We start from the raw sequence: 13,117 nt of genomic DNA, 5'->3' as shown, positions 1-13,117 counted from the left end.
CACAACTTTGCCGCAAAAGTTTGTTCCAACTGTGACACAATTCGGTGCAGTTTAGGATCAACCGGGGCCTGCTTAGTTTCAAATATCAGCATGACATTAAGGGCGATATCTAGATAACTCGCACCGAATGCATCTTTGGAGGCCGACACTTCACAGATTGATTATTCAGGCTGCAGGACAGTTCACGCTCCGATTGACGTTTCCTGATGCGCAACAATACATCTATTTTTGCCCCAATGTGTATTTCTAAGGCAGTAATTTCAAAGCCTTTGCGCAGTTCTTAAACGAGCATTCAAATTTGACAATAACAAGCATGTTCATTGTGTTTTTGGCCTCAATCCACAAATGATACTCGACCTGCCCCGCACCGCATGTCGCTTGCCAAACCAGCAGGGCCGTTAGATTCTTGACCTGTAATATTGTACGGTCAATCCCAACGAAATTGACTTTGTTCAGCCAGGAACGTGTCGAGCAATCATTGAGAAGGAGCACTCTGCCTTATGTTGCAAAGGCTGTCTCATCACATACTAAATCTTCGCCACCAGTTTGGCTATCCGCTGAAATTAGGAACAAAGGACTACAAACTTAGAGGCTACATTGCCAACCGATTAGGGGGCGCTGGAATTCAGCATGAAGCAACGCTTCGCCCACTGATCAAAGAAGCTCTGGAGTCGCGACCAGGCCAGTTTGTAGACGTCGGCGCAAATGTCGGCCAGACACTTCTTAAAGTTTTGGAAGTGGATCAGGAGAGGGAGTATTTTGGATTTGAGCCGCAATTGGCTTGCTGTCATCTGATCGAAACATTTATAAACGACAATGACTTACGAGGCTGCCATGTGCTGCCGATAGCCTTGTCCGAAAGTGATCAAATCGCAGAGTTTTATTCGGACGCAGCATTTGACGAGATGGCCTCACTGGTTCGTGGCTCACATGGTCGAGCACACCAAGGTGTGGAATACGTACAAACGCGGAATGGTGACACCCTGCTCTCCGAGCTGAACATTGATGATCCTGCGATAATAAAGATTGATGTAGAAGGCGCTGAGTTGCAGGTTCTGCGCGGACTTAAGAAGACCATCACAAAGTCCAAACCCACTCTATTCTTTGAAGTAATGCCGAACTTCACAGGAGAGGAACGCACCTTTCTTCCCGACGATGTATGTAAAAACCAAAGGCTCGCTGCAGAAGAAATCTGGGCGATGCTGGCGGCAAATGGGTACAATGTCTTCAACATAGATGAAGACGGCAAACTATTTGAGATAAGTCACTTTGAGCTAGACGACCCCACCGGATACAAGGGGTACAACTTCATGGCTAAATCCACCCGCTCATAGCTTGCTCGGAAGAGCAACATCTTTCTTCTTATAGAATGTTAGACCTTTGTAGCATTCGTAGCTGTACATTTCGCTGAACCGCTCGGACGCGACGACATCATCCATGACCCATTCATAGTTCATCGCAGGCTGGTTACAGTCCCTGATTTCAGGCAGGATTATGTCAGGCGTATTGTTCCAAAATACTACTTCGCTGAACCCACTGTTGTTTTTAACCCGCATGGCAGACCGGTTGCTATGGGCCATTTCAACCCAATTCAGGCCTAACAAGTCATAAATTTCCCCCTCATAGGTCATCGATATACCCCCGGCGGTCAGGATCCCTACGGACGGCAATGGATCAAACTCATTCAAAATATTGCCCATATCACGTCCGGCTTGCGCAATACTGAAATCAACATCCAGGCCCCCTTTTGTTTGCTTGAACTGCCCCCACGCAGCAACCAAAACTATGACCGCAGCTGCAAACCCCACAACGCTACGCCATCCAGTTGTTTGCGGCGCGAATTTCTCATAGCTCATTACCACCGCAGCAACCGCCCAAGGCAGCAAAACAGGGGTAAGCACCTGGTAGAACCTGAATGAGCCGAAGTGGTCACCACCTAAACCCGAATAGATTGCAAACGCGCAAAGGCCACATGCGAGGCTGGTCATCCAAAGCAACGAAGTTTCCTGCTTGCGGGGCAAAACAGAAATGGAAAGTAAAAATAAGGAAACCAACGCTATATTGGCAAAATCGTAGAAGTAATTGATCGAGTATTTTACGCCTTCCAATAGTTGACTTCCGTAGCTGGTTGAAACTTTTGCATAAAATGTATTTGGCAAAGGCTGCCCGAAATACCAAAGGCGTAAAATAGTAAGGCCAGATACTGTGAGGATAGCAAACAGAATCCCACCAAAAGCGACGTGGTACAAGCCATGTCGCCTTTGATACAACAGGCCTAGCCACAGAAGAATACTCAGGCTGATTGCAAATGCTACGCCCTCGGGCCTTGCAGCGCTCAGGAGTGCTGCAAAGACGATGAAAAACAGTCGGGTGCTCCTGCTTGCCGCTGATTGCAACACCAACGTCTGGCAGTAGATCATTGCGCAAACAAGAAGAATGAATAGTCCGATATCCATCAGACTCCAAACCATGTAGGCAAAGTAGGAAGGAAAAAACAAAAACGCGACACCTGTCAGCCCGGCAAAAGCAGGTTCTTGGAAACTACTGTTTCGAAGAATTTGCCACGAGATCAGTATCGAGATTTGAATTGTCGTGGCGCTTATCAGCGCGCCTAGAATGGAGAGTGGAACCTCAATATCGTCAAAGACCAAATAGAGAACAGTATTGATGAACGTCCAAAGCGCTGAGGACGATCCTTCAACCAATTCACCGCCAACGTAGTATACATATCCTTCGCCATTAGCGATGTTCTGAGCAAAATTCATCGTAATATTGGCATCGTCGAAACCGGTCGAAGGCTTGAATATTGACCAAGTCAGAACCGACCCCAAAACTGTCACCACGACAGAGACAAACAGAAATAACTGTGAACTACGCCCAAACACAACTGGCACCACCACACTAGTAAGAAACAACTTCAATCTCTGAAGCCTTCACTGCATTCACACGTCTGTCAACGTCGATCAGTCAAATGCACAAGGCTCAGTACGCTGCTCCTGTCGGCTTTTCCCCCTCTGAATTTTCACTCAACGCACCGTTCAAACTTGGCAACTCCTATCATTCGCAGATGCCAAAAAGTGTGCTCGTTGGACATGCAACTGCCTAGGAAACGAGTCCTGCTTGCGTGTTTATATTGACTGCACTGATTCAGACGAGAATTCTCTGCATATAGGCGGTGCCAAACTGTTGAATTTTTGTATAAGTCCAATTCGATTTGAGTATTCGGGAGTCTGAGTGTTGATTGTGTTGTCTTGGTTTAAAGATCAAACTGAAGGAAGAGAGGCTTCAATCGCCTACGCTTTAGCCGGCTTCGTTACTGCCGTCTGCTGGATACTGATCATCCATACGGGTGATGTTGTCCGATCAGCTGATGAACCCGATTTTCTAGCGACAGCACACAATCTGGCAACAACCGGCATCTTCGCAGTTGAACCAGGACAACCCGATGCTTATCGAGCCCCAGGCTTGGTATTCTTTTTGACCCCATTTGCGGCATTTGGTGCGGATCTGGTCGAGGCGAGGTTGGCGAACGCAGCTCTCGTCGGATTAGGCCTCATTATGATTTTTCAGCTTGTACGACGCCATACAAGCGCCTTCGCCGGGCTGCTTGCCGTCGCTATGATCTCTGTTTGGCCGGTTGTGATATACACATCAACTACCCTGTACCCTCAGACACTTGCAGGATTCATGCTTGTCCTAACCCTGTGGTTTCTCGATGGGTTGCGCGATGGCCAGTGGCTTAAACCACTGGTATTCGGTGGGATGGCCTTCGGCGGACTGGTTCTGACAATCCCAATCGTCTTATTGGTCACTCCTGTTTTTGTTCTGTGGATCGTATACCTGTCGCGCAAATGGTTCCTGGCGATTCTGATCTTCGGATTGGTATCCGGATCTATGGTCGGGTGCTGGACTCTGCGCAATTGGCTCACGTTTGATACATTCATCCCGGTCGCGACAAGCTCTGGGTACAATTTGTTAGCTGGTAACACCGCAAATGCGCGCTGGAATACAAGTCTCAACGTGCGTTTCCCTGAATACGTTTACACTGAGATCACCGGCAAGAGTGACGCCGAACGCAATGACATCATGACCAAGGCCGCATTCGACGAGATCGCCGCTGATCCAACGCGATTCGCTCAACGGTATCTGGGGAAATTCTTACATTGGTTCCATTTCAGCAACCAACTGATGTCGGACAAAGTGCTTGAGGGTGGGGCATCTTCGATCCCTGTCGGTGCGCGCGAGATCATCCTTTTTAGCGCCTGGATGGCATTGATCGTAGGCCCACTATTGTGCCGTTTATTCATGATAAGACATTATCCGATGAAGCCACTGGAAGCTCTGTTTCTTGGACTTTGGATAGCTGCCGGACTTGCCTATGCATTGTTTTTTACACGCGTTAGGTTCCGACTGCCATTCGACTGGCTGGTAATATCCACGAACGCCATATTCCTTTCGGCGGTGATCGAAAACTACCTGAGATCAATCAGACGGCGCTGAAGACAAAGAGCAAAACGCGTGCCTAGATCCACCGCCAGCCCCATTGCCAGGTCCGACCCGCAACACCCGCGGAATGAAAGATCACTTCAAATATGCCGCCAAAACTAGATGTAGGCCACATTTCCAACGAGTTTTCGTGTATCCTCATAGAATGAGCATGACTTCGCGCCATAATGCCCTTAAATCAAACTAAGTTGTTTATGTTATCGATCTGGTTGTTTTATGAATACCAAACCTGAGAACCCTGCGTCCGAAAATGATATTGCGATTGTTGGCATGGCCGCCCATCTGCCTGGTGCCGACAACATACAGGATTATTGGCGGAACCTTCGGGCAGGCATAGAATCGATCCGGCACTACAGCCGAGAAGAGCTGTTGAATGCCGGCGAAGCAGCCTATCGATTGAACCGCCCTGACTATGTGCCAGCAGCGGCACCGCTGCAGAATTTTCAAAATTTTGATGCTGAGTTCTTTGGGCTGTCACCTAAAGAAGCTGCAATCATGGACCCCCAGCACCGCCGCTTTCTTGAGGTATCATGGGAAGCGCTTGAGAATGCCGGGCATATGCCAGAGCACACCAAGGGGCCCATAGGTGTCTTTGCTGGCTGCGGCATGGGCAGCTATTTCTATTTCAATGTCTGCTCTAATCGCGATCTGGTCGACAATGTTGGGATGTTCCTGCTCCGCCATACTGGTAACGACAAGGATTTTCTTTCAACCCGTCTCAGCCATATCCTTGATCTCAAAGGCCCGTCTGTAAATCTTCAGACTGCGTGCTCGACGTCACTGGTTGCAACGCACTATGCCGCCCAGGCGTTGCTGACCGGAGAGTGTGATACGGCCCTGGCTGGCGGTGTCACCATCGAGTTGCCGCAAGATCGCGGATACATCTATAAAGAAGGCGAAGTATTGTCGCCCGATGGCCATTGCCACGCTTTCGACCACCGGGCCGAAGGCACAGTATTCGGCTCAGGCGCGGCTGTTGTCGTTCTCCGTCGTCTTCAGGACGCAATCGAGGACGGAGATCACATCTGGGCTGTAATAAAGGGATCGGCCGTCAACAACGATGGTGCAGCAAAAGCAGGATATCTTGCGCCATCGGTGGACGGGCAAGCTGCAGCCATCGCTGAGGCTTATGATCTTGCAGGCATAACTGCTGATACGATTGACTATGTTGAGTGTCACGGCACCGGAACCTATCTTGGCGACCCAATTGAAGTTACCGCTCTAACCGAAGCATTCAGCCAAACCACTCAAGAAGTGGGATTCTGTAAAATCGGTTCCGTCAAAACAAACATCGGTCACTTGGATACCGCGGCGGGCGCGGCAAGCCTGATCAAGACCGCACTGTCCCTACACCAAAAACAGATTCCAGCTTCGCTGGGATATGAAAAGCCTAATCCAGCAATCGATTTCGAAACATCGCCCTTTCAGGTCAATAACCGGCTCACTGATTGGACTTCAAAGAAAGGCCCGCGCCGCGCGGCGGTAAACTCTTTGGGCGTGGGTGGGACCAACGCACATGTTGTGTTGGAAGAAGCCCCCCAGATTGTAGAATCAAGTTCGTCAGACTGGCCGTTTCAAATACTTACAATATCGGGGCGGACCAAGGGCGCGCTTGATGCAAATTCGAAACGCTTGGCCGCCCACCTGCGCGAGCACGCCGATCAAGACCTCGCTGATGTCGCTTGGACACTGCAAAAGGGTCGTCGCGCCTTCGAGCGACGTCGCGTTATTGTCGCCGAATCCCACGAAGACGCCGCAGAGCAATTGGAAAACAGTGACCCAAGGCGCGCGTTCACTCATTCCATCGTCGGAAGCGAGCCGGATTACGTGTTTATGTTCCCAGGTGGTGGCGCACAATATGCTGGGATGGCGCGCGACCTTTATGAGACCGAGCCGGTCTTTGCAGAGTGGATGGACAAAGGGCTCGAGATTCTGCAACCGAAACTGGAATATGACATCCGCGCATTGTGGCTGCCTGAGCCAGATGATCATGCCTCGGCAGAGGCAGCACTAAAGCAACCATCCGTGCAACTGCCGCTGATCATGATCACCGAATTTGCCTTGGCTCAGCTTTGGAAAGCTTGGGGGGTGGAGCCAAGCGCACTGGTTGGCCATTCAATGGGTGAAAACACCGCCGCATGTTTGGCTGGTGTCATGTCGTTTGAAGATTGCATTGGCCTTGTTCATCTACGTGGCAAGCTATTTGACACAGTACCCGCAGGCGGCATGTTATCAATCGCTCTGCCGGCCAGCCAACTCGAACCTTTGCTAGGCGAAGATCTAGATTTGGGGGCCGTAAACGCGCCGAATTTGAGCGTTGCGACAGGACCGCAGGCCGCTCTGGATGATTTGGAGGCCCGCCTTAAGGCGAAAGAAATTGAGTGCCAGCGAATACCCATAAATATCGCAGCCCATTCTCACATGCTTGAGCCGATCCTGCAGACATTTGGAGACTACCTGCGGTCTATCAACCTTTCCCCACCACAAATTCCGTTTACTTCAAATCGGACTGGCGAATACATTACAGATGAGCAGGCTATGGATCCGGAATATTGGGTCCAACATCTACGCGGCACAGTCCACTTTGCCGACTGCCTGACAACTCTGGCACAGCAAAACGAACGCGTGTTCATAGAAGTCGGCCCAGGCAAAGCGCTATCATCGCTCGCAGGTCAGCACGATAAAGTGACCGCTAATCAGGTCATCTCCAGCTTGCGCCATCCAAATGATGACATTGCAGATGATACTTACTTCCTTGCGATGCTTGGGCGTATTTGGGCCGTGGGCGGTACATTTGACTGGGGCCAAATCTGGGGAGACGCGCGTCGGCGCCATGTTCCGCTCCCGACTTACGCCTTTCAACAATCGCCATACTTCATTGAACCCGGAAAGAACGCCGCAGAAGATGAAAACCAATGGCTAATCAGAAATGAAGACCCCACTGAGTGGGGCTTCCGACCAACATGGCTACCGCGCTACGCAGAGTGCGACGTAGATGTTACCGGTGACCTTTCGGAAGCACCGCAACTAACCTGGCTGGCATTTGTGGACGATACCGGATTAGTCGAAAAGGCGACCGATAGACTCCGCTCTGCAGGGCATACTGTTGTCACAGTCACCCCAGGTGACACCTTCGCGCGGGTTGGAGATAAGCAGTACATCATCGCGCCTGAACGCGGTCGCGAGAGCTATGATGCGCTTATCTCGGATTTGAACGCGCGGAATATGGTACCCAATCGGATCCTCCACGGCTGGATGATAACCGGTGACGAAAGCTTCCGCCCAGGTTCAAGCTTCTTTCACCGGGTGCAGGAACAAGGCTTTTATAGCCTCTTCTTTCTTGCACAGGCGATCGGTGGTGAAGATTTACCCGATGACATCCACATTTGTGTGCTCAGTTCGGGGGCGGCTCAGCGTCGGAATGAAGAATTGCCTCATCCCGAAAAAGCTACTATCGCGGGCCCCGCCCGGGTCATACCCAGGGAATTCAGCAATCTTACTGTTGCTACGCTGGATCTGGATATAGCCGCCCGCGACGACAAGCACTCAATCGACACCAACAGAACTGAGCAGTTGGTTGAACATATCCTCGAAGAAGCGCTTGCTGAACCCAGCAACGGAACGGCGCTAGTTCGCAATGGCAGACGGTACTCGCTAACATATAAGCCTACGACAATCGACGAAGCACCAGACGCTCTGCCGACGCTCAGAGACGGCGGTGTCTATCTGATCACAGGTGGTTTTGGCGGCATAGGCTTAACGTTGGCGGAAGCTCTGATATCGCGCTGCAAGGCCAAAGTGGCTCTGCTATCGCGCGGCGGCTTACCAGACCGCGACCGTTGGGACGATATTCTTGCCAATTCCGTTCCAAATTCGTCAGTCGCTCGTCGTATTTCAGCAATTCGTCGGTTGGAAGCGATGGGTGGACGTGTCCTTCCGGTCGCAGCAGATGTCTCGAACGTTGAAGATATGGAAGCGGCGCGGAAGCAGGTCGAAGCAGAGCTAGGGCCAGTATCAGGTGTTGTTCACGCGGCAGGTCACATCGATGATGGCCCCATATTGGCCAAGGATGCCACCAGCATAGAGGATGTATTTGCACCCAAAATTCATGGCACCCAAGTTCTGGAGAAAGTGTTTCCTGACGGGGCCCTTGATTGGTTGATTTTGTTTTCTTCAAGTTCGACGGCCACCGCACCTATAGGGCAAGTAGATTATGTTGCGGCAAACGAGTTTCTAAACGCGTATGCGAAGTCTCGCCAGGACGACAAGACCCGCGTTCTGTCTATCAATTGGGGTATTTGGGCTGATGTTGGGATGGCCGCCGACGCCATGGAAACTCGCACAGGTTCTCACACTCCACCACCTGTTACAGACGCCGGGCTGTCGATGCTGGACAAGGCTAGCTTCGACAATAATGGCAACCGCCAGTTTACAGCGACTTACCGTGCCTCCGAACGCTGGTTTCTGAACGATCACCGGACAAAGGCCGGCGATGCTTTGGTTCCCGGGACTGGCTATTTAGAACTCGCCACGCAAACATTGCGCGCACTCGGAGAAAAATCCGCGTTCGAGATCAAGGATCTTTATTTCCTCCGCCCTCTTGCCGTGCCAGATAACGAATCCCGCGAAATCCGCGTTACTCTGCCTCGCAGTGATGCAGGATACGACTTTTTGGTGGAAAGTGGCGCTGACGGGCATTTCGAAGTCAACGCGCAAGCAGGTCTATCCATGCTCGCCTTTGACGCTATTCCGCCGCTAGACATTGCGGCAATCGAAGAACGTTGTGGAAAACGACTGGAAGCTGGCGAACTGGGATGGATCAGCGCACCTCAGGAAGTTCATCTGAAGTTTGGACCGCGTTGGAGAACCTTACAATCAACAGCCTATGGAAATAACGAAGGACTTGCGTTTTTGCGCCTGCCGGATGTCGCCAAAGAAGATAGCCGAGACGGCTATCTTTTGCACCCAGGCATGATGGATCTGGCAACTGGTTGGGCAATGCAATTGATCAGCGACTACGAAGGTGAGCACCTGTGGGTGCCGGTGTCGTATCGTTCCGTGAAAGTTCTCGGCGCTCTGCCATCCGAGGTAGTCAGTTGGGTTCGCAACAGCGGCAACAATCGATCAGATGCCGAGATCGCCAGTTTTGACATTACTATTGCAGCACCAGATGGAACAGTTTGCGTCGAAATTTCCGACTTTTCTATCCGCCGCATGGAGAGTTTGACCGGATTTGCAAATTTGGCCGAGACTGCGTCTGATGCTGTTACGACAACAGAAGATGAAGCTTCCCGGCCGCTATCTCTTGCTGAAGAACGGCTAAGGCATAACCTTTCACAAGGCATAAAATCTGAAGAAGGTGCTGATTTGTTCTTTGCCGCTTTGGGGTCTAAAGAAAATCAGATCATCCTCTCGTCGCTTGATTTGAATGGTCTGATCGCTCAGGCCGGGCAAACAAGCAGCGAAGACGGTGACGATGGGCAAAAATTCGAAAGGCCCCAACTCGACAGCGACTATGTCGCCCCCGGAAACGCGATTGAAGAACGGCTCGCGGACTTTTGGGAAGACCTGTTGGGTGTCGACCAAATTGGGGTCGAAGATAGTTTCTTCGATCTTGGTGGCCACTCATTGATAGCCGTTCGGTTGTTCGCGCAGATTCGCAAGGCGTATCAGGTGGATTTTCCAATCTCAGTATTATTCGAAGCACCCACCATCCGGAAATGTGCAGAGCTCATTGCCGCACAGGGTGTTCATGGCGATGAAAGCCAAGAGGCAACCGATAGTGAACAACCCAAAGCTCCGGAACGGCGCTTTACACATCTGGTGCCGATGCACAGTGGCGAAGGAGGAACCAAGACTCCGTTTTTCCTAGTTGCAGGCATGTTCGGGAACGTGCTCAATCTACGACATCTGGCACATCTTGTCGGTAATGACCGACCATTCTACGGTCTACAGGCACGTGGATTATTCGGTGACGAAGAACCCCACAGATCTATCGAAGCGGCCGCAAGAGACTACATCGCGGAAATGCGTCAGGTACAGCCCACTGGACCGTACTTGGTCGGCGGATTCTCCGGCGGTGGAATAACTGCCTATGAGATTGCACAGCAGCTGACGGCAGCAGGAGAAGAAGTATCGGCAATCGTCTTGCTGGATACACCTCTTCCAATACGCCCGCCGGTAGACCGATCTGATAACATAAAGATAAAGCTGATGAATCTGCAAGAAGGCGGGCCTGGCTTTGCTGTTAACTGGTTCAAGCGACGAATTGATCGTGCATTGGGCAATAGGCAAGATAATGAAGAAATATTCGAGGAAGGGCAGCAATTCCACAATGCCGCCATCCAAGACGCATTCCTAGAAAGTGTCGGCACCTATCAGGTTAAGCCGTGGAACGGGCAACTGGCGTTGTTCCGGCCGCCACTGGTTCCGAAATGGGTCGTCGGTGGTCGGTTGGTGAGTGAATATCGCAACTATCTGTATGATGATAACGATTGGACCAAGCATGCGCCTAACATCGAGGTGTTCGAGGTTCCCGGAGATCACGACAGCATGGTTTTAGAGCCGAATGTGCGGGTGTTGGCTGCCCGGATCAAACGCTACCTTGAAAAGGCTAACGAGCCTGCACGAAACTCAATTCGTTTCCAGGATGCAGCGGAGTAATCATAGCATAGAACCAAAGCACCGATGCCTGATCCGAAACTCCTCACAATCGTATTAAACTACAAAACGGCCAACATGACGCTCAGGGCCACTGAGGCGGCGCGCGTTGCAATGCGCGGTATGCCCGGTGAAATTGTCATCGTAGACAACGACAGCAGTGACGGTTCATTCGAGTTCATGCAAGAACATGTCTTGACTAAGGGCTGGGACTGCACGCGCGTCGTTCAATCTGGTCGCAATGGCGGATACGGCGCCGGTAACAATGTCGGCATAAATGCAGGAATGTCAGATGGCAGCCGACCGGACTTTGTATATGTACTGAATTCTGATGCCTTCCCGGAGCCCAATGCAATCAAAGTCCTGTACAACCACCTGGTGGCAAACCCAAAAACCGGATTTGCAGGCAGCTATATGCAAACTGAAGACGGAGAACGTCATACATCGACATTTAGGTTCCCCTCGCTTTTCAGCGAAGTCGAAAGGGCAATCTGCTTTGGACCAGTTACGAAGCTTTTGGATAGATACCGTGTCCCCATCGAAACCCTAGACACAACAACAAATGTGGATTGGCTTTCAGGCGCTAGCTTGATGATGAGACAACAGGTGCTTGATCAAATCGGGCTGTTTGATGAAACTTTCTTTCTCTATTTCGAAGAAACAGATTTGTGCCGCAGGGTGCGCGCAGCTGATTACGACATTGCCTTTGTCCCCGACAGTGTGGTTATGCATATCGGATCGGTCTCGACCGGCATGAAGACATGGGCCAAGCCACCTGATTATTGGTACGATAGCCGGTTTCATTATTTTACCAAAAACCACGGAAGAAGCTATGCGATGACAGCGACTCTGTTGCACATATTTTGTGGTGGTTTACACAATTTAAGGTGCAAACTGACTGGCAAAGACCGAGGTTTCGCACCTGGTTATCTGCGCACGATGGCCAAACGAGATCTTGCGGCGCTCGTTGCTACTCCAAGTTCTCGCCGTCCTTTAAACAAGTGAGCTAATTTAGTCTGCTTGTCGAGCTTCCTTTGTTTTGAAAGTAGCCATTGTCGATAATTCACTTGCGCAAACAGCGCTCAGTCTGACGGATACCAAAGCTCAATAGCCATAACTATCTGACTTATCAAGATAACGACATTTGTTCAGAACAACGCCCAGAAAGTTTGTCCGCGCCTCAATTTCTCTCTGACATTTCTCTAATTCCTCTGCGGTTGTGCGTTCCGCCGCAGCAACCAACAGAACACAGTCGATCTGATCCAAGAACGCATAGGTATCATCGCACGCCAACATCGGCGGTGTATCAAACAACATAACGTTTGGATCATACCGCGCTTCCAACTGGTCAATAATCTGAGCTGAAGCCTTATCTTGCAAGAGTTCGGCGGAATCACGTACTGGCTTGGTGTTTGTTGCAAATGCCAGTTTACCATCTTTGCAAAGCAAATGCTTTTCAGGTGCGTCTTTCCCTTCGAGAGCGCGCGCAAAATTTCGCTGTCCAGGCTGTCCTAGGATTTTATCCACGCTTGGACGCCGCATATCAAAATCTATCAACATTGTTTTGACGTCACGCTGACGATCAAAACTGAATGCCAGGTTCAAACATAACGTTGTCTTGCCACAGGCGGAACCCGGTGAAGTGATCGCGACGCGCCGCCAATCATTTTCACGAAGATGATGCATGAGACGAGTTCGCAGAACGTCGAAAGGTGCACCCTCATCACAAACCCGATCAGTTACGATGCGCTCACGATGTAAATGGTCGGTAGACAACTGAATTTGTGACAGATCAGCCCAAATCTGATGATCCGAGGGAGTGCGGGTTTGTCCTTTCTTACCCAAAACCACTTCAGAAGGAGAGGCTCTTTTGACCTCAGGTTCCTCGTTGATGTTTCGAGCCTCTCGTGCTTTCTGGATAGCAGATTGTATACGTTCCATAGCGCGTTTC

The 13,117-nt window shown here is 50.7% G+C and carries 6 protein-coding genes; 4 read left to right on the top strand and 2 right to left on the bottom strand.

What is annotated here, in order from left to right; genetic code table 11:
- Positions 1 to 500 precede the first annotated feature (500 nt).
- Positions 501 to 1,334: an FkbM family methyltransferase gene (locus ACR0B3_RS11475; RefSeq protein ID WP_480809185.1), complete on the top strand. Its 834-nt coding sequence runs from the start codon at positions 501 to 503 to the stop codon at positions 1,332 to 1,334.
- Here the strand turns inward: ACR0B3_RS11475 and ACR0B3_RS11470 are convergent.
- On the bottom strand, positions 1,329 to 2,921 hold the full coding sequence (locus tag ACR0B3_RS11470) for a hypothetical protein (protein WP_480809184.1): 1,593 nt from the start codon (positions 2,919 to 2,921) through the stop codon (positions 1,329 to 1,331). The genes ACR0B3_RS11475 and ACR0B3_RS11470 overlap by 6 nt on opposite strands.
- Positions 2,922 to 3,234: 313 nt before the next feature.
- Between ACR0B3_RS11470 and ACR0B3_RS11465 the strand changes: the two genes are divergently transcribed.
- From ACR0B3_RS11465 to ACR0B3_RS11455, 3 genes are all read left to right on the top strand, one after another.
- Entirely contained in the window at positions 3,235 to 4,500 is a 1,266-nt protein-coding gene (locus ACR0B3_RS11465) for an ArnT family glycosyltransferase (protein ID WP_480809183.1), read from the top strand.
- A 222-nt stretch (positions 4,501 to 4,722) separates the two neighbouring features.
- Positions 4,723 to 11,169, top strand: coding sequence for an SDR family NAD(P)-dependent oxidoreductase (locus tag ACR0B3_RS11460; protein ID WP_480809182.1), 6,447 nt, complete (start codon positions 4,723 to 4,725; stop codon positions 11,167 to 11,169).
- Positions 11,170 to 11,193: 24 nt separating this feature from the next.
- Positions 11,194 to 12,171, top strand: coding sequence for a glycosyltransferase family 2 protein (locus tag ACR0B3_RS11455; protein WP_480809181.1), 978 nt, complete (start codon positions 11,194 to 11,196; stop codon positions 12,169 to 12,171).
- 99 nt (positions 12,172 to 12,270) lie between these two features.
- On the opposite strand, the gene ACR0B3_RS11450 is transcribed toward ACR0B3_RS11455, so the two are convergent.
- Positions 12,271 to 13,107, bottom strand: a complete 837-nt coding sequence (locus ACR0B3_RS11450; protein WP_480809180.1) for a CpsD/CapB family tyrosine-protein kinase — start codon at positions 13,105 to 13,107, stop codon at positions 12,271 to 12,273.
- Positions 13,108 to 13,117: the final 10 nt, after the last annotated feature.

Source organism: Ruegeria sp. CE9 (assembly GCF_056537425.1).
This window is presented reverse-complemented; position numbering and strand designations above follow the sequence as displayed.